Origin of the sequence: Candidatus Fokinia solitaria (assembly GCF_003072485.1) — a bacterium.
Taxonomy (GTDB): Bacteria; Pseudomonadota; Alphaproteobacteria; order Rickettsiales; family Midichloriaceae; genus Fokinia; species Fokinia solitaria.
The window spans coordinates 64821-87964 of record NZ_CP025989.1 but is presented as its reverse complement, the minus strand read 5'-3'; the positions used below and the strand labels follow the sequence as shown (position 1 = coordinate 87964).

Annotated in this window: 20 protein-coding genes and 2 tRNA genes; 11 read left to right on the top strand and 11 right to left on the bottom strand. The window is 35.1% G+C overall.

Features of this window, described 5'->3' with window-relative positions:
- The first annotated feature begins 95 nt into the window (after positions 1 to 95).
- From Fsol_RS00445 to ispF, 3 genes are read left to right on the top strand one after another with little or no spacing between them, the layout of a single operon-like run.
- Positions 96 to 692 carry a ubiquinone biosynthesis protein COQ9 gene (locus tag Fsol_RS00445; RefSeq protein ID WP_108672948.1) on the top strand — a complete coding sequence of 199 codons (597 nt, stop codon included), beginning with the start codon at positions 96 to 98 and terminating at the stop codon, positions 690 to 692.
- Positions 693 to 701: 9 nt separating this feature from the next.
- Positions 702 to 1532: a 16S rRNA (adenine(1518)-N(6)/adenine(1519)-N(6))-dimethyltransferase RsmA gene (rsmA, locus tag Fsol_RS00440; protein WP_108672947.1), complete on the top strand. Its 831-nt coding sequence runs from the start codon at positions 702 to 704 to the stop codon at positions 1530 to 1532.
- A complete protein-coding gene (ispF, locus tag Fsol_RS00435) occupies positions 1525 to 2781 on the top strand; it encodes a 2-C-methyl-D-erythritol 2,4-cyclodiphosphate synthase (protein WP_158521583.1) in 1257 nt (418 codons plus the stop codon). Before rsmA ends, ispF begins: the two co-directional genes overlap by 8 nt.
- A 188-nt stretch (positions 2782 to 2969) precedes the next feature.
- Here the strand turns inward: ispF and rplQ are convergent, their stop codons facing one another.
- The gene (rplQ, locus tag Fsol_RS00430; RefSeq protein ID WP_108672945.1) at positions 2970 to 3320 is read right to left on the bottom strand and encodes a 50S ribosomal protein L17; all 351 of its coding nucleotides are present in this window, start codon (positions 3318 to 3320) and stop codon (positions 2970 to 2972) included.
- Between the two features lie 39 nt (positions 3321 to 3359).
- A complete protein-coding gene (locus Fsol_RS00425; protein ID WP_145958093.1) occupies positions 3360 to 3626 on the bottom strand; it encodes an acyl carrier protein in 267 nt (88 codons plus the stop codon).
- 296 nt (positions 3627 to 3922) lie between these two features.
- On the opposite strand from Fsol_RS00425, the gene Fsol_RS00420 reads away from it, so the two are divergent.
- Together Fsol_RS00420 and Fsol_RS00415 are read left to right on the top strand one after the other, a co-directional pair.
- Positions 3923 to 3997, top strand: a tRNA-Gly gene (locus Fsol_RS00420).
- Positions 3998 to 4008: 11 nt separating this feature from the next.
- Positions 4009 to 4084, top strand: a tRNA-Ala gene (locus Fsol_RS00415).
- Positions 4085 to 4467: 383 nt separating this feature from the next.
- Here the strand turns inward: Fsol_RS00415 and Fsol_RS00410 are convergent.
- The 4 genes from Fsol_RS00410 to Fsol_RS00395 all read right to left on the bottom strand — a co-directional run bounded on the left by Fsol_RS00410 (position 4468) and on the right by Fsol_RS00395 (position 9304).
- Entirely contained in the window at positions 4468 to 5661 is a 1194-nt protein-coding gene (locus tag Fsol_RS00410) for a hypothetical protein (protein ID WP_145958092.1), read from the bottom strand.
- Between the two features lie 231 nt (positions 5662 to 5892).
- Positions 5893 to 7143 carry a hypothetical protein gene (locus Fsol_RS00405; protein WP_108672942.1) on the bottom strand — a complete coding sequence of 417 codons (1251 nt, stop codon included), beginning with the start codon at positions 7141 to 7143 and terminating at the stop codon, positions 5893 to 5895.
- 188 nt (positions 7144 to 7331) lie between these two features.
- The gene (locus Fsol_RS00400) at positions 7332 to 8582 is read right to left on the bottom strand and encodes a hypothetical protein (protein WP_145958091.1); all 1251 of its coding nucleotides are present in this window, start codon (positions 8580 to 8582) and stop codon (positions 7332 to 7334) included.
- A 272-nt stretch (positions 8583 to 8854) separates the two neighbouring features.
- Positions 8855 to 9304 (bottom strand): 6-pyruvoyl trahydropterin synthase family protein, encoded by a 450-nt coding sequence (locus Fsol_RS00395; RefSeq protein WP_233485216.1) that lies wholly within the window; start codon positions 9302 to 9304, stop codon positions 8855 to 8857.
- A gap of 114 nt (positions 9305 to 9418) precedes the next feature.
- On the opposite strand from Fsol_RS00395, the gene Fsol_RS00390 reads away from it, so the two are divergent.
- A complete protein-coding gene (locus Fsol_RS00390; RefSeq protein WP_108672940.1) occupies positions 9419 to 11257 on the top strand; it encodes an ABC transporter ATP-binding protein in 1839 nt (612 codons plus the stop codon).
- Between the two features lie 465 nt (positions 11258 to 11722).
- Here the strand turns inward: Fsol_RS00390 and Fsol_RS00385 are convergent, their stop codons facing one another.
- Positions 11723 to 12448, bottom strand: a complete 726-nt coding sequence (locus tag Fsol_RS00385; protein WP_108672939.1) for an ABC transporter substrate-binding protein — start codon at positions 12446 to 12448, stop codon at positions 11723 to 11725.
- Positions 12449 to 12526: 78 nt separating this feature from the next.
- Here Fsol_RS00385 and Fsol_RS00380 point away from each other — a divergent pair, with 78 nt between their 5' ends.
- Positions 12527 to 13561 carry an AI-2E family transporter gene (locus tag Fsol_RS00380; protein WP_108672938.1) on the top strand — a complete coding sequence of 345 codons (1035 nt, stop codon included), beginning with the start codon at positions 12527 to 12529 and terminating at the stop codon, positions 13559 to 13561.
- A gap of 54 nt (positions 13562 to 13615) precedes the next feature.
- A complete protein-coding gene (gene htpG / locus Fsol_RS00375) occupies positions 13616 to 15499 on the top strand; it encodes a molecular chaperone HtpG (protein ID WP_108672937.1) in 1884 nt (627 codons plus the stop codon).
- 223 nt (positions 15500 to 15722) lie between these two features.
- Here htpG and Fsol_RS00370 read toward each other — a convergent pair whose 3' ends face one another.
- From Fsol_RS00370 to Fsol_RS00360, 3 genes are read right to left on the bottom strand one after another with little or no spacing between them, the layout of a single operon-like run.
- Positions 15723 to 16133, bottom strand: a complete 411-nt coding sequence (locus tag Fsol_RS00370; RefSeq protein WP_108672936.1) for a YraN family protein — start codon at positions 16131 to 16133, stop codon at positions 15723 to 15725.
- 4 nt (positions 16134 to 16137) lie between these two features.
- The gene (locus Fsol_RS00365) at positions 16138 to 16899 is read right to left on the bottom strand and encodes a hypothetical protein (RefSeq protein ID WP_108672935.1); all 762 of its coding nucleotides are present in this window, start codon (positions 16897 to 16899) and stop codon (positions 16138 to 16140) included.
- 47 nt (positions 16900 to 16946) lie between these two features.
- Positions 16947 to 18476, bottom strand: coding sequence for a Mur ligase family protein (locus Fsol_RS00360; RefSeq protein ID WP_108672934.1), 1530 nt, complete (start codon positions 18474 to 18476; stop codon positions 16947 to 16949).
- Between the two features lie 165 nt (positions 18477 to 18641).
- On the opposite strand from Fsol_RS00360, the gene cmk reads away from it, so the two are divergent.
- The 3 genes from cmk (at position 18642) to rpsN (ending at position 21553) form a co-directional block, all read left to right on the top strand.
- On the top strand, positions 18642 to 19325 hold the full coding sequence (cmk, locus tag Fsol_RS00355; protein ID WP_108672933.1) for a (d)CMP kinase: 684 nt from the start codon (positions 18642 to 18644) through the stop codon (positions 19323 to 19325).
- 54 nt (positions 19326 to 19379) lie between these two features.
- Positions 19380 to 21083, top strand: coding sequence for a S1 RNA-binding domain-containing protein (locus Fsol_RS00350; RefSeq protein WP_108672932.1), 1704 nt, complete (start codon positions 19380 to 19382; stop codon positions 21081 to 21083).
- 164 nt (positions 21084 to 21247) lie between these two features.
- Positions 21248 to 21553, top strand: coding sequence for a 30S ribosomal protein S14 (rpsN, locus tag Fsol_RS00345; RefSeq protein ID WP_108672931.1), 306 nt, complete (start codon positions 21248 to 21250; stop codon positions 21551 to 21553).
- Positions 21554 to 22235: 682 nt separating this feature from the next.
- Here rpsN and dinD read toward each other — a convergent pair.
- A complete protein-coding gene (dinD, locus tag Fsol_RS00335; RefSeq protein WP_108672929.1) occupies positions 22236 to 23102 on the bottom strand; it encodes a DNA damage-inducible protein D in 867 nt (288 codons plus the stop codon).
- Positions 23103 to 23144: the final 42 nt, after the last annotated feature.

The window sequence follows — 23144 nt, the reverse complement described above, 5'->3', positions numbered from 1 at the left end:
AAATCTACTTTATGTTCATCGCAACGAAAAGTGCTTTAACAAAGCAACTCAAGTCGCATCGTCAGTGTACGAGATGATAAACATTTTTGAATGAGATGTACAGTTTTCTTGTAAAGAGACATCGTTCTGAAGGAAATGAGTTAATGCACAAAAGCTTCGAGATCTCTTCTAAAATTGGATGGAATGAAGACATATTAGAATATCTGTGGAGTGTAATGGATGCAAAATGGCTAGCGTTTTACTTTACCGATAGCACAATTTCCGGTTATACAAAATTTTTGCAACTGTATCTAACTACCGAGTGCTTGGAGGATTTTCCACTGCAATCCAATAGCATAACAGAAAATATAAGAGCTATATTATATACGATATGCGACACATACCTATCATTAGGAGAAAAAAGACTTCCGATACTCAATTACGCTACAAGAATTGAGAATAAGATTACCACTACGGCAACTTGCTACAGTCAAGCTGATATCATATGGCGAAAAGTCCGTGATACATCTAGTGATATAAATTTTTACACTAAAAGACTCATTCTTAGCGCAATTCTTTATACGTTACTCTCATCTCTTTCGAAAGAAACGGCAAATCAAGAAGAATGCTATCAGCAGATTGATAGAGGTCTTTCAAAAGCAAGAACATTCGGACAGTATAAGAGTAAAATAAAAACTGCCTTTCATATTTAAGTTACCTCTGTGGACAGCATTAATCATAAGCCGATAAAAGCGCTAGGACAGCATTTCATAACAAATTCTGATATCACTGATAAAATAGTATTACATGCAAATCATATTACAGATCACATAGTCATTGAGATAGGCGGTGGGTGTGGAATATTGACACAATCTATAATGAAGGTTGGCATGCCTAAATTTCTTATATGCTTAGAAAGAGATCGTAATCTCATTTCACATCTTGAGAAAATTGCAGCTTTATATCGTAACTTAGGTGTAGTACATTGCGATGCGCTTGAAGTAGATGAATATGCCGTAATACGAGATGTTCTCTCGCAGCAAATTGAAGGTAAAATCACTATTATAGGTAATTTACCGTATAATATCGCTACAGCACTTATTTGGAAATGGCTTAAAACTATTAATATGTTCTCGAGTTTTACCATATTGATACAGAAAGAAGTAGCTGATCTGATATGTGAAGATGCGGAAAAATGCAGTAACTTTCTAAGCTTTGTTATCAACACATTATGTAAAACAGAGGTATTATTCGATCTTCAGCCTAATGTCTTCTCTCCACCACCTAAAGTACAATCATCTTTGATATATATAGAGCCGATAGCTGATACAAAATACGACTGCCAATCTTTAATGAAGTTTGGAAGAATACTATTTCACAATAGAAGGAAAAGTATAAGAAATGTGCTGAAATCCCTACATAATTATGATGCTTTCACGCAGTCTCTCTGCGCTAAAGGGATTGATCTCGGTAAAAGAGCAGAAAATATGACAAGAATTGAGCTTTTATCTATCTTTGATGAGTTAAATCATTTCTATGCATCTGATGCTTAATATCGGAATAATACTTGCAGCTGGACAAGGTATAAGATTCTCAGATGGTACCATACCAAAGCAATTTCACAAATTGCACCATGATACTGATATAGTCGAGTACACTATATCAAAATTTCAGCTACTACCATTAGAGTATATCGTACTTGTACTTGATAAAGCATTCATACAACATGAGCAACTTATAGCAAGATATCGCAATGCTTCTCAAAAGGATCTTGTTATAGTACGTGGCGGAGAAACAAGAGCATTGTCCGTAATGAATGCTATCAATGCAATAAAGGAAACGCATAAAGCTGAGCAAGATAGAGGGAGCTTAAATAAACTTATAGTCGCAATACATGATTCCGTTAGGCCTTTGTTCAATCACAAATCAGTAGATGATTGGCTGCAATATATGTCATCTCATGCTGAATACGATGCCATAGAGCCAACACTACCAATCGTTGACGCAATTAGGCTATATAGTGGAGAAGAATCCGTATACAAAAGAGAAGAATATTATACAATACAGACTCCTCAAATTTTCAGATTTCCAGTAATAGAACATGCCTATCAAAGGCTACATGAAATACCGAATGAAGCAAAAATAGACGATATTGGACTACTTTACTATCTTAATAAGCATCATGCAACAAATTACAAGATATTAAGAGTAGAAGGAGAGTTAAATAATTTTAAGATCACTTTTCCAAAGCAATTAGAAAAAGCAAGAAAATACGTTATGGCAGAAGAGAGTATAAAACATCACAATGAAAATCGTAATATCTTCAAAATAGGCACTGGCATAGATATACATAGATTGAAAAAATCCGAGAAGTATGAGCAAATTTCACTTGGCGGAATAATGTTTAAATGCATGTACAACATTGTGGCACATTCTGACGGAGATGTAGTATTACATGCAATTACAGATGCAATATTAGGCGCAATAGGAGAAGCTGATATCGGTACTCATTTTCAAAATAGCGATATAAAGTGGCAAAATGCCAAATCCGAAGTCTTTGTACAACATGCAGTCACTCTGATGAAGCGAAAAGGGTATAAAATCGGCAATATCGATATATCAATCATTGCTGATCAGCCGCAAATACAGCCTTATGTACAGGATATGAGGGCAAATATAGCACTCCTAACACTTACCTCGTCAACTAATATAACAGTCAAAGCGACTACTACCGAGAATACAGGTATCTTTACTGAAGATGCAATATATGCGCACTGTACTCTTCTACTATATAAAGGATAATACCAGTAATTCACAGAGAGTAATCAGATAAACGTCCTAAAATTTCATACTCTATCTCTTCCATTACCGGAGGCAAAACAAGCGAAAACGCCAAGCGCTCTTTCCGAGAATCTCTTACGGAAAGTTACGAAATACTGCTTATCTCATACTATTAGCGAAAAGCAGCAAAGCACACAAACTAAGAAATATTAAACAAAAGAAATTGCTGCTAATGGTGCAGAATCTCCTTTTCTGTATCCAATTTTTACGATCCTCGTATATCCGCCATTTCTCGAAGTATATTTTGCACCAAGAGTAAACAACTTATTTACTGCAGTACAATTACCACCTAAGAGAGATATCGCATATCGTCTAGTATGTAACGACTCCGTTCTAGATTTTGTAACTAATTTCTCTACTAGAGGTCTCACATCCTTAGCTTTAGCCACGGTTGTAACTATTTTCTCATGAGTAATAAGAGACTTCAGCAAATTTCTAAACATAGCAGTACGATGACCGCAATTTCTGCCAAATTTTCTATGACCAATCCTATGACGCATCGACTTATATGGAAAAAATTAACATGCTACTATTTACTACTATTTTCTCGTTTCTGCTACTAAAGCTTCAACTATCTTTATGATATCGCCGACAGTTTCAACCTTTTGCATCGCTTCATCAGAGATTTCAATTCTAAACTTCTCTTCTAATGCCATAACGAGTTCTACAGAGGTAAGGCTATCTACCTTAATCTCTTCTTTCAGATTTAGCTCATCATTTATCTTCTCAACGGAAAAACCTGACTTTTCCGCTACAATCATGTAAACACTTTGTTGGATATCGTTCACGATTTTGAATTTAAACAAATATTACAGATGAGACAATTTGCAGATGTACAAATGCCATGAACTAACATAGCCTACATCAAGGTATCTACAAAAGCAAACGAAAAGCATTTCCACGAGATAGAATCAAAGCATTATGCAAGATATTAGCACTTAGTATAAGACTGGATTTACTGCACTTTTTATACTTTTTACACTGTAGCTGATTTTTCCACATCGATCACGCTGATGGAGACTACCTTGCATACAGTATCTCGTAGTTTTTTATTGTGTTTATTGTAAATTTTGATATTTTCAGTTATACATTTCGTGAGGATGCAGGCGTGGCTCAGTGGTAGAGCGCAACCTTGCCAAGGTTGAAGTCGAGGGTTCGATTCCCTTCGCCTGCTCCAAAATGCAGAATGGGGGCATAGCTCAGTTGGTAGAGCATCTGCTTTGCAAGCAGAGGGTCATCGGTTCGAATCCGTTTGCCTCCACCACCTTTAGTAGTTTTACTACTTATTTCATTACACTTTTGTATAGCAACAGTAGTCTTATCGAAACTCGCTCATACATTCTCCTCAAAAGCACGCAGCTTCAAACTTAGTATCAAAGCGCAGAAGTGATACGTAAAAAAAAATCGAGAAATACCGCACATTTAACATCTTTCTCTATCATTCGGCGAGACGGAAGCTAATCACAGAAAGCTACGGTGCATTACCTCTTCAATTATCGGTATAACAAGTAAGTGTATCTCTCTATTTGCTTTTTAAAATTGTGGAGAAATAACGGAAAAAACGTATCTACATGTCAGTACAATTTAAAGTACCGACATGAAGACGTGTGCTGTCAATAATTGACGTATGTGAATCTTTGCTATTTCTTACAGTTCATTATGCATAGTAACGTTAGATGACGTATCATTAAGTGCTGATTCTTCATAATTTAATGCGTCATGACTGCTATCATTTGTGACATTTTGCAGATGTTTAGTTTGCATGTCGTTTACTTCATCTGTCTTATTTACTAAAAGAGAAGCATTATGCGCTTTCTCGTGTTCTGTTGATTTTGTTGAAAGCATATCTACTATAGCTTCCTTCGCCATTTTGCCGTACGCATTAACATTCATAATAGGCTGCAAAAGAAGATGTACTATATGCTCTGAGAATTCATGTACGTCACCTAATATACCATTGTACTTAAGATCTGCACTCTTTATAGTAAGTGCATACACATCAGAATATTCCTTCTCTATAGCTGTCAGTTGCATCCGCATAACTTGCTCTTTTATTTTTAATTGCAGAAGCGTCATACTCTCTACTGCTAATTCTTCATGAATTTTACACATTGAATCATATATCAATATCATAATAGGAGGGAGTGTTAGAAGGTGATGTATGATACCTTGTAACTCCATTACCTTACTGTAATGTTCTTTTGTAAGAGTATTAACATCAGTAAATTTTTCAGCATATTTCTCTTTAATCTTCATTTCCTCGAGTATGTTCATCATGATCTCATCATGCTGTAGAAAGTAATAATCTCTCTCTGTAGGTCCTGTTTTTTTCGTATGAAGCGCATATAATGCAGCATTATAGAGCACTGGCTTCACCATCTTTAGAGTTTGTATTTTATCATTTGAGTTATATATATTACTTCTCATTTCTTTTTGCTCTGCACGTATATTCTGTAGCATATCGTTACCATACGTAACAATGGTACGAAGATGAGTAATTTCCTTATACTGATCTTCCGCATCATACATTAACGTAATGTGTTCTCTCATCATTTTTTCGTACGTAAGCAGAGTTTCAGATTTTAGGAAATAAAGAGTTTGATTGCGTAACGCTGTTTTATTTAACATCTGGATGTATTCCGCGTCTAGCTCAGGTGATTCATTTGTTTTAATACCTATAGTACGTGACATTATGGACAAGTTTTGTGTCGCGCCATTATACAACGATTTCAATTCTTTTGATGTGATATCGATAACGCATTTTTGTAATGTCAAATTATACTTCATGCATGTATTATATACCGATACGAAAGAATAGTTGGCTATAGTAATATTAGTCATAGGATTATATATTATTTCTCTAATTAATTGATCGATTTTTTATCAAATACCAAAATTGCGTGATCGATCGTCAATGATCATGTATGCGTTCCTCTGGAGAAAAAGTCAATTTACTTCCCTACAACTGCAAGAATTAGCTACAAAATCAGATCTGCATGTCAGTACGATTTAAAGTACCGACATGAAGACGTGTGCTGTCAATAATTGACGTATGTGAATCTTTGCTATTTCTTACAGATCATTATGCATAGCAATGTTAGATGATGCATCATTAAATTCTGATTCTTCATAACTAATGTTATCTGCAGAGTTTGCTAAAGATTCATTCTGTACATCATCTGATAACTGTTCATCCTGTGTATCATTTACAAAATCTTGTAGGTGCTTAGCTTGCATATCATTTACAGAATCTTGTATGTGCTCAGCTTGCATATCATTTACTACATTCGTTCCCCAAAATAAGAGGAAAGGAGGCACTTGCTCGTATTCTGTCGAGGATGTATTATGTACTGTTGCGTCTTCTATCGTTTTGATAGACGTACCAAAAAGCAAATCTTCCATGTATCGCAACAATTCATACATTCTACTTAATATACCAGTATATTGAAGATTTACACTCTTTACGATAAATGCATATACATCAGAGTACTCTTTTTCTACTGTCTCAAGTTGCATCTGCATAACTTGCTCTTCTATTTTTAATTGCAGAAGCATCATATTCTCCGCTGCTAATTCTTCATGAATCTTACACATTGAGTGATATGTAAGTATCATGACTTCGGAATCATCTAAGAGACGAGATATAATGTCCTGCAACTCCTCTACTTTGCTATAGTGCTCTTTTATAAGAGTATCCATATCAGTAAATTTTTCAGCATATTTCTCTTTGATTTGCATCTCATATAGCTTGTCAGCTATAAGCATATCATGCTGTAAAAGACGATAATCTTTCGCTGTAGGCGCTACTTCTTTCGTATGGATCACGTATAACGCAGCATTATACAACACTGGCTTCATCATCTTTAGAGTTTGTATCTTATCGTCTGAATCATATATATTACTTCTCATTTCTTTTTGCTCTGCTCGTATATGCCGTAACAGATCGTTACCATGCGTAACAATGGCACGAAGATGAGTAATTTCCTTATACTGCTTCTCTACATCATACATTAATATAATGTGTTCTCTCATCATTTTTTCATGCGCAAGCAGCGCTTCAGATTTGAAGAAATAAAGAGTTTGATTGCGTAACGCTGTTTTATTTAACATCTGAATGTATTGCGCATTTAGCTCAGGTGATTCATCTGTTTTGATACCTATAGTACGCGACATTCTAGAGAAGTTTCGCACTGCATCATCATACAACGATTCCAATTCTTTTGACACAATATCAGTGACACATTCTTGTAATGATAAACTATACCTTATACATGTATCATTCATCAATAAGAAAGAATTATTCGCTATAGTAATATTATTCATAGGATTATATATTATTTATTCAATTAATTGATCGATTTTTTTATCAAATACCAAAATTGCGTGATCGATCGTCAATTATCATGTATGCGCTCCTCTGGAGGAAAAGTTAATTTACTTCCTTACAGCTGTAAGAATTAGCTGCAAAAGTGTGCTATCGATAATTGACGTATGTGAATCTTTGCTATTTCTTACAGATCATTATGCATAGCAATGTTAGATGATGCATCATTAAATTCTGATTCTTCATAACTAATGTTATCTGCAGAGTTTGCTAAAGATTCATTCTGTACATCATCTGATAACTGTTCATCCTGTGTATCATTTACAAAATCTTGTAGGTGCTTAGCTTGCGTATCATTTACAGAATCTTGTATGTGCTCAGCTTGCATATCATTTACTACATTCGTTCTCTTAGATAAGAAGGAAAGAGGCGCTTGCTCGTACTCTGTCGAGGATACATTATATATCACTGCATCTTTCGTCGTATTAACAGATGTACCAAAAAGCAAATCTATCATGTATTCCGAGAGTTCGTGCATTTCACCTAATATACCAGTGTATTTAAGATCTATACTTTTTACAATAAATGCATATATATCAGAATATTCCTTTTCTATAGCTTTCAGCTGCGTCCGCATAACTTGCTCTTTTATTCTCAATTGCAGAAGCATCATATTCTCCGCTGCTAATTCTTCATGAATCTTACGCATTGAGTGATATGTAAGTATCATGACTTCGGACTTACCTAGAAGATGAGATATAATGTCCTGCAACTCCTCTACTTTGCCATAGTGCTCTTTTATAAAAGTATCTGCATCAGTAAATTTTTCAGCATATTTCTCTTTAATTTGCATCTCATTTAGTTTTTCAGCTATAAGCATATCATGCTGTAAAAGACGATAATCTTTCGCTGTAGGCGCTACTTCTTTCGTATGGATCACGTATAACGCAGCATTATACAGCACTGGCTTCATCATCTTTAGAGTTTGTATCTTATCGTCTGAATCATATATATTACTTCTCATTTCTTTTTGCTCTGCTCGTATAGGCGGTAGCATATCGTTACCATGTGCAATAAGAGTACGAAGGTGAATCATCTCCTCATATTGATCATCCATGTCTTGCATAATTTCAATGTGTTCTCTCATCATTTTTTCATGCGCAAGCAGCGCTTCAGATTTGAAGAAATAAAGAGTTTGATTGCGCAATGCTGTTTTATTTAACATCTGGATGTATTCCGCATCTAGCTCAGGCGATTCATCTGTTTTGATGTCTATAGCGTACGATATTCTAGATAAGTTTTGTATCGCACCATTATACAACGATTTCAATTCTTTTGACATAATATCGGTAACACATTCCTGTAATGTTAGAGCGTGCTTCAAACACGAACGATATATTGATATGAAAGAATTATTCGCTATGGTAATATTGTTCATAGGATTATATATTATTTATTTAACGATCGATTGATTTTTCATAAAATATTAAAATTATGAGCTCAATCGACGGTAGAGTATATATACCTTTCTCTAAAATAAAAAGTTCATCTACTTTCCTACAGCTGCGGTAATTGCTGTAAAGCCAGCAATATATCGCTTCCAATAGAATTCTAGATGCAAATTGGATGTCAAATTATGGCTCAATATCTACGCTGTAATAAAAGACAAATAATATTAATAATAAAAACAAGAACAGCTGGATAAGCTTATTACATCAATACCTCGACAAATGATGATGGTGTTTCTCTTAATCTCAATCTCGTACATTTTACGCCATATTCGTCAAAAAGCACAGGTATAATCTCTTGCATCAAGAATATCGCCATATTTTCTGCAGTAGGCTGCTTTTTCAAGTAAAAAATCGTCTGAGAAGTGCACTTTTCAATAGAATTACCGAGATCTTTGTCTTGTTCGGAAAGTATCGTATTATGATCCCAGTGCTGTTTTATCCAACTATCTAATTTTTGCTTTATGATGATAAAATCGATTACCATGTCGTGATTAGTAAAATCCTTGAGAAATTTCGAAAAAGTTACCTCTATAACATAACGATGTCCATGCAACATTTTACACGCGCCATGGTGATCAATAATTCTATGTGCTGCATCAAACTCTATCTTCTTTGTGCATGATATCATGTTATTGCTCTCGATACTCATATTTGAAACAAAATTTCTATAGAGAATTCAGCTTTCGCTGTTTAAATTTATAATATACACTTGGCACTCTGCATCCAAGGAGCTTTTTATGATCATACATAGTAGAGTATGTGAATGACTACACGTAATAATATTCCACTTCCAAAAACCGTATTCGGATTTTTGCAGTTCTTTCTCAGACGACATTTTCTTAGTGCATTTCTTATATTAAGCACTGGCATATTGTGTAATTTATCTCACAATGTCGTATTACCGTACATCACAGGAAAATTAGTTGATATATTAAATGATATTTCTGATAAAACACACGATACGCGTATTTTTTTCCAAAGTTTAGGTGTAGGTATAGGTTTTTGGATCATACTAGAAGCAATTAGCAGAACAAAAGGTCTCACATCATCTCATTTTATTCCAAAATTCGAAGCAGATATCAGATTATCATGCCTTAAAAGCGTACTGAAGCATGAGCACGAACATTTTCTTGACAGGCAAAAATTGAATGCATTCAGTTATCGGATAGATGACTTACCGCGCAGCCTTTACATGATCTTTGATAACATAACAAACTTATTTATCCCCGTTATCATCTCGATCATATTGTCATCGCTGTTTTTATTCGACGTACATCCAATACTATCGTCCATGTTTATCGCATGGCTTTCAATATACATTGTAGTAATGGTGGTACTTTCTAAGCGCTCCGTAAGACTAACGCAAACTGCATCACAGAAACGCAGCAGAGTACAAGCTGCTATTCTAGATACAATAATGAATAATTTCATAATCAGAGCTCTCTCAAAACAACATCATGAAATGAGATATATAAGCAAAATACAAGGAGATGAAATGAGAGCAAGCAGATATTCGTTGATTAATATAGAACTAGTCAAACTATGCTTAGGAAGCATCAGCATTATTAGCGTAAGTTTCCTCTTTTTTGTAGCTGCGAAAATGTGGACAGCAGATATAATATCGACAGGAGATGTAATCTTCATCGTGCAAAATAGCATGAATATAATGAGTACAATGTGGTTTGTTGCAGATGAAATCACTTATACTCTTTTGGAAGCTGGACGTGCAAAACAGAGTATTAATGTCGTAACGGAAAATGTACGCGAAGATGTACTAGTAGAACATGTAGTCTTATATAGTACTCATGAAGAATTTCTCTCTCAAGAAGATGATATATCTCATCAGCATCAAAGCGATCATACTTTGGTATTCGATAAGGTCACATTCGGGTATCATGACAGCAAAGTGCTATTTTCCGATTTATCTGTAGTCATCAAACAAGGAGAAAGAGTAGGATTAGTAGGTACTTCTGGCAGTGGTAAAACAAGCTTCGTAAATCTCATTATCGGATTTTACAAGAAACATGGTGGAGAACTTTTAATAGGAAGTAAAAAAATCGAAGAGTACTCTCCTAGAGAGCTAAGTCAATTAATCAGCATAATGCCGCAAGAAGTGATGTTATTTAACAGAAGTATTCGCGATAACATAGCGTATTGTAATCACAACATACCATTCGATAAAGTGGAAGAAAGTGCTAAATTAAGCCAATGTCATGAATTCATCACCTCTTTGGAAAACGGCTATGATACAATAATCGGAGAGAAAGGATTTTCCATCTCTGGAGGGCAAAAACAGAGAATAGGCATAGCAAGAACGCTGATACAAAATGCGCCAATACTAATTATGGACGAATGCACATCGTCACTTGATTCTACCACCGATAAGAAAATTCAAGAAGCATTGAAAATGTTAATGAAAAATAAAACCGTTATTATGATAGCGCATAAACTTTCCACACTGCAGCATATAGATCGGATACTCGTTTTTAATGAAGGGAAAATTGTTGAAGATGGTACACACGAGCAACTAATGGCTAAGAACGGACATTATTCCTATTTGTGGGAAATGTACTACTCAAGAGGAGGAGTATCAAAAGTATGATGCGTCAGTAGCTGAATACTATAGTGAATCGATATCACTCTTCATTTCATTCGCTTTAGTACGAATATGCAGTACGTCTTAACGTTTTTACATCGAACAAATTTAAGCGAGGATTTGCCCGTGAACAAAGCTTCTTTATACAGGGCGTAGGGAGTGAAGTATTGTATTTCATTTTGATTGTTGGCGAATTAAGCACCAATAAGTGCTTAAATAAATTATCAAATATTGCTTGATATCAGCTGTCAGTTCTACAGAATGAGCCTTCCTCTCTTATGATATTAATTCTCTGAAGAGTGAGTGAATTGAATCTTTTTCTCTAAGAGGCAAATATCAGCATTAGTATTTATAGCGCTTCTCATAAGAACTTGAAGTGCTTTTCAAGCAGTTAATCCAACAGGATACAAGCACTCGACAATCATCTCATGAAACTTTTCTCAACGGACATGATACAGATAATGAAAAATACTATAATTCCCATTTCTTCTTGAGTTTATCGACTGCTCCACTACTAATAAGTGTCTTTAATGCATCATTCACTCTAGGAAGTAATTTCGAATCCTTTTTCATTACTATCCTATAACCGTCAGATAAAGTACCTAAAAGCTTCCATTTCAGCTTATTATTTTTAGCAAAATACTTTGCTTGCGGCGCATCAACAATCACAGCGTCAAGACGTTTAGCTTGCAGTGCTTCTACCAACATATTGCTATTATCCATATAGATTATCTTTGTATCTTTACAGTTCTCGTTAACCCATGCGACATTAGCAGTACTACCGAATTGCACTCCTATAATCTTTCCTGATAGATCTTCTTTTTTGCTTATTTTATCACTGATATACAGCATGCCTATTTCATCCTTATGATAAGAATCAGAAAATGCGAAGTTTTTTCTTTTTGCTGCTGAAGCTGTTATTGTAGCAATTGCCATATCGATTTTTCCTACATTTACAGCGGGAAAGAGACTACTGAAAGCCATATCCACGAATACGCACTTCATTTCGAGTTGTTGCGCAATCAACTTCGCTAGCTCTATGTCAAATCCTGTAATTTCTCCATTCTTATAGAACTCAAATGGAGGATACATACCTTCTGTTCCTATTCTCAATTCCTCTACTCCTAAAGCGAAAACACTTTTAAAAACAAGAAAGCAACACAAAAAACATTTGGCAATGACAGTAGAATATTTCATATTATTTATAAATAACCATGCATGATAACTCGTTAATATCGTGCTGAAGGTATAAAATGAGGATTCAGAAGTCAAGATATGAGCATCAAACAGAAAGAAAGTATATATCTCATTGTTATAATGTTAATTATATGCATAAGTCTCATGAATGACATAACAAAACCTTTCATATATGGAGGCGCACTCGGATACATCACTCTTCCATTTTATTTGCCGTTAGCAAAGCGGCTGCGCAATAAAAACATAGCAGCGCTAATATCGGCTGCACTAAGCACGATTATAGTGCTGCTTTTCTGGGCAATAATCATCTGGGGGATAATGGCAGGTATCAGCATAATACATAATGCAGTCAGCAATAAAGATGCATATTTTACATCGTACCTTGATGATATCAAATCAATTATTGAAAGCACTGCCATGACAGCGGACGGCATGTACATTGATAAAGTGATGTCAAATCTCAATATAGGACATTATACAAAGCTTATATATGATGTATTTCAGATATCCTGGCTCAATGCTATATCATTCGGACTATTTATCTGTATAGTGCCGTTTACGTCATACTACGCCATGAAAGAGGCAAATACGTACAGATTGCTAACATCAAAGATATTCTCTCCGCAAAAAATTATTCTACTCAAAAAAATCGGAGATAACGGACGCGGAATCTTAATAAAATATTTCTCCTTATATACTACTTTATCCTTTATTCATGGCTCTGCTACGTATGCAGCGCTTTGCATTTTCGGTATCGACAGCGCATTAAAATTGTCGATTGTAGCAGCGATTTCTAATTATATTCCATATATCGGAGGTATTCTCATGTATTCTTGCATCTTTATAGTCGCTATAGCTAAATTCGGAATTGGAATTAAAATCTTAGGATTACTACTCTTCTTCACTGGATATTCTGTTCTAAATTTCATCTTCTTAAGAAACGTAATAGGGACGAAACTCGGATTACATCCAATTATTACTATATTTTCCGTTCTCGTATTCGCAAAATTCGGCAATATATTAGGCATACTACTCGCAATACCTCTAGCGTCATTTTTACTTATGCTACTCAAAGAATTATTGCATTCTACAGATAAAAATTTGGATTTTTAAGATTTAGACATAGATATTCTACTGGTATGAAATAGAAAGTTTTTTTTCACTAACATGTCGACAATTAAAAAATCTAAATTTGGCGCAGAAGCTACCAAGCTTCTCCACATGATGATACATTCAGTTTATACAAAACAAGGCGATTATGTTGCAATTCGTGAGCTGATCTCCAATGCATCAGATGCATGTGACAAATTGAGGTACACTTTACAATCCGGCGAACAAAGTACAGATATCGACTCAGTAAAGGAAGAATATGAAATAACGGTTAAATTTGATGAGAAAGATGGCATTGTAGAAATATCCGATAATGGTATCGGTATGACAGCGGAAGAAATGGAGCAAAATTTAGGTATAGTGGCGAGATCTGGTACTCAAAAGTTTATACAAGAACATTCCAAAGAAATAGCAAACGGTCAAATTGGTCAGTTTGGAGTAGGATTCTATGCTAGCTTTATGATAGCTGATGAAGTAACCGTAATATCTACAAAATTCGGCAGTAATGAAACTTTTATCTGGAAGTCGGACGGAGTAGAAGAATTTACAATAGAAAAGAGTGACGAAACTAAAAAGCACGGTACGGTAGTAAGATTGAAACTGAAAAGTGAGGCAGCAGCAGCTTTAAACGAGTACAAGTTTACAGACATAATCAGAACTTACTCTGAACACATTCCTTTCAAAATATACTACGTCTCCGCAGATCAAAAAACTCCAGTAAATAGTGGTATAGCGCTATGGCTAAGAGATAAAAAGACAATCTCTGAAGAAGAATATAATGAATTTTACAAAAAACTTTCTTACCTTCCGGATGCTCCTATGAGTACCATACATTGGACTGCTGAAGGCGGAGTAGAATATAAAGCGCTGATATTCGTACCAAGTATAAAGCCTTTTAATTTATTCGATCATGAAAGAAAAGCAAAAGGAGTAAAATTGTATGTCAAAAGAGTCTTTATCGGCGATCGCGAACTTAGCATCATACCTCCGTATCTCAGATTCTTATGCGGTATAATAGATACAGAAAGTTTACCGTTGAACATAAATCGTGAATCGATTCAATTAAATGATGAGTGCACAAAAATATCACGCGCTGTTGTTAAGAAGTCACTAGAAGAAATCAGCAAAATGATGATGGAAGAAGAAAAAGGTCAAAAATTCTGGAATTTATTTGGAGAAATAATAAAAGAAGGCTTGTGTGAACAATATATGCTAGAGAGTGAAAGAAATGCTATCTTAGCAATTAGCAGATTCTATACGACAAAATCTCCGCACACGCTTATATCGTTGGATGAATACATACGCAATATGAAAGAGGATCAAAAGGAAATCTTCTATATCACAGGGAAAAATCTCGAAGAATTAATGCAAAATCCGCAGCTTGAATCATTCAAGAAAAAGGATATAGAAGTGCTACTATTAACTAATGCTGTAGATGACTTCTGGACAACTGTTGTATCATCATACCAAGAGAAAAATTTTCAATCGGTATTGAACGCAGATATATCACTCGATAATAAGCAAGATGACACTACTAAAGAACATCTCGAAGCTAAAGTAGATGTGCAAAAATTAGCAGATCACATGAAGGAGGTATTGAAAGAAAGAGTGAAAGACGTTGTGATATCGCAAAAACTAGAAGAAAGTCCAGTATGTCTATCTATTCCAAAAGGAGGAATGAATTCTAAAGTAGAGAAGCTTTTAATTGAACAAGGGCAATTATCAAAACGATCTACAAAGGTATTAGAAATCAATCAATCGCATCCATTAATAGATGAAATGGTAATAAGATTGAAAAGAAATGAGAATGTTGAAAAGCTTAATGATATGATTGAAGCACTATTTACATGCGCATGCTTGATGCAAGATGAGCCAATACAAACTCCGCATAAATTTACGAAATTTTTATACGAAACAATGTTAGATAACATGTTTAAATAAATCATATGTTTTATCTAAGAAAGGCAATTTTACTAGCTTCTGTCATAGTATTTTGCCTTTTTACATATAGATCTTGGAGTATTCTCTCTCGTGGAGATGGAGACCATGTTATCAGCTCGCGTCTAAAATGTGAGTCTCTAACAGTCAATGAAACGAGAAACGACACTCCTAAATCCACATATTATAGGGGAAGCATTATTTATGACTCGCTCAAGTAAAGAAGTTATCGCATTGATATATTTTCAAAGTACTCAATTATTTCTTTTCCTCTTATGATATATAAGTCAAATCTCTGATTATAGTTCGAAAATTGTTGATTTTCAGCGTTAAAGAAACTTGCCGCATTTATTATCCTCTGCATTTGCCTTTCAGAAAAAATCTTTTCAAATTCATCAAATGATATGTGATTAGTAATTGCACGATCACATACATTGAACGCACTTTTATGAAAATTGCGTGCTTTTACCTCGCTGAAAACTAAATTTTCACCATACGCAGTGATAATATCGATCTCTCCGTAGGGAGTCTTATATCTGCTCGCAATCCTCATATGATTCTTTTTTGACAACATTTCACTCACAAGTTCCTCTCCGAATTTTCCATACTTGTTAGAGAAAATACGCTGAAATTTCATACAATCAAAAAGTAGTGCTTAGACGCAATCCGTATTCTATCGCACTATTACTTGGACGTAAATCGGTGATACTAGTGTTCTTTGTCTCTTCTTGATTGAGTAACAGATATAAAGTTGGTTTATTGTGAACGACATTTGTACTTGCATCATACTTTGTGATATCACTTACACGTGCCGCTGATTCTGGCATCACAATACTGTCTTGAGCCAAATTATTATTCAACTTCTGCGGTATAAATACCACATTGTCGTAACTTATACCTCTAGCATTGATAAAAAATTCTATTCTTATCTTATTAAATGTTTTTCCTCCTCCGAATTGCAAAGCAATTGTATCATTCCAAAAGCCATTATCCTGCTGCTCGAAAATACTATATTCAAAACCGTAAAAACCACCTAATAGGAGATAGTACTCACTCTTTAGAGGAAAATAACCTGTACCATACCCTGCTATCGCGATCGAGTTCTGAGATATCGAAAATTCAGAATTAGCATAGAGACTACGTGCATATGATGCATCAATACCAATATGACCTCTCTTACAAAGAAGGCCTCCAATCTGCACACCAATACGTGGAGATAATCCGGAAGAAATATTAGAAAACTTTGCGGCGCTATCCTTAGTATAAGTCACGTCGACTGCAGTACTATTAGAAGCAGCGCCATATATTGAAAATATAAACTTATCATTCTGTACCTCAGCAGCAGCAGTGCACCACGCTACGAGAACAAACAGTGTACACAGCAGTAAACGATAAGAAATCACACTTCATGAGGCAATCGCACCATCTGTTTTTGATTCTAGTGCATAAATCAATAATGATCAATTATGAAATTTTTGAAAAAAGTACCTCTTTCTTGAAAGTTCTTCCATTGATCGAGTGAACTGCACATCGGCGATAGTAGCACGGTATAAGGTTGCGCAATACCTTCGTCAAGAACATTCTTTATACTCCTCATTGCTATATCTAATGTGTAGCATCTGTAATACTGCAATGACGCATTTGATATTTCTATTTCATACGCAAATCTATCAGTAGTTTCTCCTATTAGGAAAATTGCCTTAATATTGTGAAATTTCGTAAGAATTTCGATTAATTTCTCTCCCTTAGATTTTCCTCCTACAATTAACAATACATTCTTATACAAAGATAACGAATATTCCACTGCGGCTTGCTTTGTGGCTTTGCTATTATTGATAAACTTTACCACTTCATATTTCTTACTCTTGGGATAACATTGCTCCAAGCAATGCGGCAAAGTTTGCAAATCTATCTGTGCAGTAGGAGGTGTATTAGTAATCAGAAATGTCAGAAGCGCTATAACGCCAATATTTTCTTTCGGTATGGCGGCCGTTGATTCAATTTGAAATGCGCAGCGGTTTTTCTCCTTATATCTCATACTTAATACTCCCTCAGAAAAGCTGACTCCATTGGCAATATCTCTCGTGGAAAATGGTATAAACTCTCTTTTTTCACACACTGCACCAAGCGCGTACCACTCATTCGCTCTATCTACATAGCTTACGGCAGTACTCTCAAGATTATGGAATTTTCTGACGTTATCTAGAATATGCTGAGAGTATTCTGAATCTATACACAATACATTATAGATTGGTTCATGCTTTCGATGGCAAAATATCTTACTTTTATAATATAGATACTCTTCTATCGAGTTATACCGATCTAAATGATCTACACAAACTGTAAGACAAATACTGATTGTTGGACTAAATTCATTCAATAGCTCAAGTTGTGCGGAAGATAATTCAAAGATACATACTACTCTTTTCCTTTCTCTTTTTGCTGCAATAATATTTTCATATACCGATAAAACAGGTATACCAATATTCCCGGACAGTATTACAGCAAGATTTTCATTTTCCATCTTTCTCAATTCTGATGCTAATCCAAAAGAAGTGGTAGATTTTCCTACTGTACCAGTAATAAATATCGCAATATCATTTCCATCATGAAAACTGATACCGTGCCGAAGTAAAGCCGTATATAGCAGATCAAAATCACATGATAAAGCAATGTTACATGCTTTACATGTCACTACTAAAGTATTATCCATCGGTATTCCTGGGCTGCAAAAAACAATCACATCTTTTGTTTCATGCTGTTTCATGTTTTCTATAACACGAGAGGCTTGTATTGAATTTGTAAAAATAATCCTCTCATCGTCACAATCTAACGATGTCCTCGCGACAAATTCTTCTTCAGATATTAGATCATCTACACAGAATATACGCGTCACATCACAAAAATAACACAATACATGCTTCAGTATCGCGCATCCTGTAATAGAAAAACCAAGTATAAATACTTTTTTGTGATTCATAACGATAAGTCTTCATCATATACTTGCGCAATAAACTATTGCACAGTTATCGTAGCTAAATTAAATCTCTAATAACTTCGATATAGCATGTAACTAGTTTCCTTACTAGCATATTTTATCGAGATTTATATCATCACAATGATTATAAACATAGAGTGATATTTAATGAATATTATAGCAATCGATGGCCCTGCCGCATCTGGAAAAGGTACCATCACTTCAGCACTAGCAAAAAAGCTGGACGGATATCATATAAACTCTGGCAGCATATATAGAAAGTTAGCAGTTCTCCTTTGCGAAAAAGTAGAGGTAGAGCATTTATCGGATATCGCTTTTGAAGCAGAGTGTAATAATTTAGCAGCAGAAGTTACACATGATATCGTTCATCACCTCTCTGAAGTATCTGATGCACTGCTTTATACGCCAAATATATCTAGTATCACTTCCAAGATTGCCGCATACTCTTCAATCAGAAAGTTAGCGACACAGGTACAACTTGATATGATTGCGATGTATAAACATCGCTATAAATTTCTTCTTCTGGAAGGAAGAGACGCAGCATTGGTAGCAGGAAATAGTTGTTTATGTAAAATTTTCATCACAGCATCTATTTCAGAGAGAGCTAAAAGAAGAGTAAAACAGTTGAAAAATTCAAAATTCTCTTCTATACATGAGTCGATATTGCGGCAAGTAAAGGATAGAGATACAGGTGATGTAATGAGAATTCTCGATCCGTTATCTGTAAGCGAGGATGCGATTGTAGTAGATTCAGAAGTTGCAAGTATAGAGGAGATCGTGGAATTTCTAGCAGCGTTTGTGTTATTAAAAATTTCCGCTTTTTGTCTGTAATTGAGTTTCGCCTCACGAAGTAGCTGCATTTCTGTTAACAAAGAAATCTTTCGTATGCACGACAACAATCCTTCTCATAATAAGAAGAATCAAAATAACGAATTCGATATCCAAATTAATGAGGATTTCGAAGAATTACTCGGAGAATCCACTTCGTCCTCTCTGCAAGGTGGTTTCGCTAATGGAGTAGTAGTAGGCTTAGATAAAGAGTGTGCTACGATAGACATCGGTGGAAAAAGTGAAGGCAGAGTATTGCTTTCAGAGTTCAAAAACGCTTCTGAGTTAAAGATAGGACATCAAGTACATGTGTATGTCGAAAATATAGATGGAGGAAAAGTAGGAGGACTCACTCTCCTTAGTAGAGAAAAAGCGATGCTAGCAGATGGTTGGAAAAAGATAGAAGAGTCGTTTAATTCTCAATCAGCTGTTAGAGGTCTGGTAATAGGCAAGGTAAAGGGCGGCTTCGCAGTGAAACTGCTAGGTACTATTGTTGAAGATAAATCTAGTCAAATTGATGAATTTGGTGATTTGATAGCTTTCTTACCTGGTAGCCAAGTCGATGTTAGACCTATTAAAGAGGAGGTATTACTAGAAGATGAAATACTAGTAAAGATAATTAAGATGGATGATACGCACGGTAATCTTGTAGTCTCAAGAAGAGCATGCATAGAAGAAACGAGAAATGAGTATCGCGACGAATACTTAAAAAGTATTCAAGTAGGCTCTGTCGTGAAAGGTGTCGTGAAAAATGTCACCGATTATGGTGCTTTCATCGATCTTGGTCCCGTTGATGGTCTTCTATATATTACCGATATCTCATGGCAAAAAGTACCACATCCATCTGCAGTATTAGATGTAGGACAAGAGATAGAGGCAATGATTATAAGTTATGATCCAAATACTAAGAGGATATCGTTAGGATTAAAGCAGATGCAAAAAAATCCTTGGTACGATGTCAAAGACAAATATCAGGTTAGAACAAAACATAAAGGCGTTGTTACAAGAATAGTAAATTATGGCGTATTTGTAGATATAGAACCTACACTCGGTATCTGTGGATTAGTACACTCTTCAGAGATTAGCTGGACGCAGAAAGTCATGACAGCAAATAAAACGATACAGGTAGGAGACGTAATAGAGGTGATGATCTTAGAATTTAATATTGAAGAAAGAAAAATAAGCCTTAGTAAAAAACAGTGCGAACCAAATCCTTGGGTGGATTTCATAGCGCAAACTCCTGTAGGTACTATTTTGAATGTCGTTGTAAAGAATGTATCTGAAGAATTTGGTCTTTTTGTCGTGCCTGAGCAAAATACATCTCTTATACTACTCGTGCCAATATTGGAAATAGCGTGGAAAAATGCACAGGAAAAGATTAAGAACTATACTGCTGATATGAAGTTGAAGTGTCTCGTTTTAAAAACAGATGCACAACAGGAAAAGATTACGTGTAGCATTAGAGCAATAGGCAAAGAAAGAGAGGAGATCAATACCGTTATTGAATCACTACAAAAACAAGAATCAGTGAATGGCGTAGTTACAAAAGTTAGAACTTCTTCATTAGAAGCGGAAGTAGCAGGAGAGTTCTCCGTACATATCGATATAGCTAATATGCAGGATATACTAGGTGATACAAAAGACTTCGATACAACTGCTATGATAGGGGCAAATCTAACATTGAAAATCGCAGGATTTGATGAAAATAACGTACTAAAGGTCGTCCCTGTTTCAATAAAATGTAGCGGTCAAACTAGCTAAGAGATTAAATTAACACTCTGCATTACACCTTCGGCGATGAACTTTTCATAGTTCTCACTGAAGGTTTTTGTGATTTTCTCATAAGAGTAAAATTTTACTAGTTTTTCGCATGTTTTTTGCTATCATTCTACGGTAGATAATAAGGTAAAGTAGGTTTCTAACTAATGGCAAAGCAAAGCGTGATAGCAAGAAATGAGAAGCGTAAGAAAATGGTCGCTAAGTATTCTTCAGCAAGAAAAGAGTTAAAAGACATTGTTAGAGATACCAACAGATCTGTCGAAGAAAGATTCAAAGCGCAAATAAAATTGAACTCTATGCCTAGAGATGGCAGTAATACTAGAGTGCGTGTACGCTGTGCAATTACTGGCAGAGGAAGAGGAGTATATAGACATTTTATGCTCTCAAGAATATGTCTTAGAGATTTGGCAACTAAAGGACTATTACCTGGCGTAAGAAAAGCAAGTTGGTAGAAAAATCTTATAGAATCGCATCATTCTTAGTAGCATATCAAAAATTTAAAGAAGTTCAGCTTTTTCAATTCTGTATGCGATCGCTGTTTGAATGGTATGCTTTTTACTCTTGCATCTTGAGATGCTATTCTTTCAAAACGTCAACTGAGGATTCATTACAGGAAAGAAGTACAAGCAGAGTTTTGCGCATGTATTCATAAGTATATTTGTATGTTGCGTGGTGTCTCGAGGCAATTTTATGTAGAGTAGAGGTACGATTTCTTCTACTTGCCTCTTTAACGTTTTCTAGCAGAAACTTCAGCACTATTCGAGGATTTTAAGCGCTAAATACGTGAATGATATACGAAAATGATTAATGCTAACTCTGACACAAAATGTAATATAGTAAAAACTAATTCGTAAGTCCTGATATTCTACGTTATCAGTAAAAAACATATCTAATTAACATTACTCGATGAAAACTACTGCTATCTTGTGATGAACATGCTTATTTCACTTTTAAAACCATAACAAAACTATAAAACCAGCGCAAAGCAAAACTAAATACACTGCTGTAGCAACTCTACAAAGCGCTACATGATCTATTTTCAAAATCCGAATGCTAATGTGAAAGCTATCAAATCTTGCATAATAAGCCAAAACACTATCCATATATACCTTTCTTCAATTACCTGATTTTCATTTAGCTTCTCTGCTCTTTCTTTTCTACTTTTTTAAAATCTTTATCATTAGCTTTTTGCAATTTCTTCTTCTGCTGCGCTATTTTTTTTATATTTTCTGCAGTAGGTAAATCTTCTGGCATAGTATTTCCCATTTTTTCGATCGTGTCTCTAACAAGCAATCCTGCGTCATAATTAATCTTATTTGCTGCTGACTCTCCTTTTACCTTCTCTCTTTGTATTTTGCCTGTAGCTTGCGTTATTCTAAAAAGATTTGCTCCAAGTTCTTCACTGCCCATATGATCGAGAATAGTAGCACTTTCAGGTAACTTTTTATACTTCGCAATATCCGATGACGTTTTACCATTATATAGACCTCGATAGCCTGCATTTTGAAACGCTCCATAATTTCTGACTCCTGCATTTTTTGCGGCTTTGGTCAATTTCTTATTCTCTTTTTTTGACATTTCTCTTAATTCCACTCTACGCTCTATTTCTTGTTCTCTTTCTTGCTCTATCTCTTGTTTTCTCACTAATGTAGCAAAGTAAGTTTGTGCTAAAGCGATCGCCTTATTACCAGCATCCGCATTTTGCGCTATCATGTAGCATGCATATCTCGTAAGTCGATAATCACTTTCCTTCTTACCTTCAATATCAGTAAAGATTTCCTGGAAATTCTTCTCAACTGCCATACCAGCACTACAAGCAGCATACGCTGCTTTTTTTATTACCTCTTGAAAAAGTAGCCATTCTTTATATTCAAGAATTTCTTGCAATTTTCTTGCATACCAAAAATCAACACCATCTTCGTCATAATTCACACTGAGTTCCAATTTTCTAATAAATTCATCAAATAATCTGTGCAAATCGAGATTGGAAGAATGTGACATAAATCTGTTACTAGCTTATAAAATACCTCCGTAAGGGTAGCA

Coding starts and splice junctions, on each gene's coding strand:
- Fsol_RS00445 (WP_108672948.1), top strand. CDS start 96: ATGTACAGTTTTCTTGTAAAGAGACATCGTTCTGAAGGAAATGAGTTA.
- htpG (WP_108672937.1), top strand. CDS start 13,616: ATGTCGACAATTAAAAAATCTAAATTTGGCGCAGAAGCTACCAAGCTT.
- Fsol_RS00380 (WP_108672938.1), top strand. CDS start 12,527: ATGAGCATCAAACAGAAAGAAAGTATATATCTCATTGTTATAATGTTA.
- dinD (WP_108672929.1), bottom strand. CDS start 23,102: ATGTCACATTCTTCCAATCTCGATTTGCACAGATTATTTGATGAATTT.
- cmk (WP_108672933.1), top strand. CDS start 18,642: ATGAATATTATAGCAATCGATGGCCCTGCCGCATCTGGAAAAGGTACC.
- Fsol_RS00390 (WP_108672940.1), top strand. CDS start 9,419: ATGACTACACGTAATAATATTCCACTTCCAAAAACCGTATTCGGATTT.
- Fsol_RS00350 (WP_108672932.1), top strand. CDS start 19,380: ATGCACGACAACAATCCTTCTCATAATAAGAAGAATCAAAATAACGAA.
- Fsol_RS00360 (WP_108672934.1), bottom strand. CDS start 18,476: ATGAATCACAAAAAAGTATTTATACTTGGTTTTTCTATTACAGGATGC.
- Fsol_RS00385 (WP_108672939.1), bottom strand. CDS start 12,448: ATGAAATATTCTACTGTCATTGCCAAATGTTTTTTGTGTTGCTTTCTT.
- rpsN (WP_108672931.1), top strand. CDS start 21,248: ATGGCAAAGCAAAGCGTGATAGCAAGAAATGAGAAGCGTAAGAAAATG.
- Fsol_RS00400 (WP_145958091.1), bottom strand. CDS start 8,582: ATGAACAATATTACCATAGCGAATAATTCTTTCATATCAATATATCGT.
- ispF (WP_158521583.1), top strand. CDS start 1,525: ATGCTTAATATCGGAATAATACTTGCAGCTGGACAAGGTATAAGATTC.
- rplQ (WP_108672945.1), bottom strand. CDS start 3,320: ATGCGTCATAGGATTGGTCATAGAAAATTTGGCAGAAATTGCGGTCAT.
- Fsol_RS00410 (WP_145958092.1), bottom strand. CDS start 5,661: ATGACTAATATTACTATAGCCAACTATTCTTTCGTATCGGTATATAAT.
- Fsol_RS00395 (WP_233485216.1), bottom strand. CDS start 9,304: ATGAGTATCGAGAGCAATAACATGATATCATGCACAAAGAAGATAGAG.
- Fsol_RS00370 (WP_108672936.1), bottom strand. CDS start 16,133: ATGAAATTTCAGCGTATTTTCTCTAACAAGTATGGAAAATTCGGAGAG.
- Fsol_RS00405 (WP_108672942.1), bottom strand. CDS start 7,143: ATGAATAATATTACTATAGCGAATAATTCTTTCTTATTGATGAATGAT.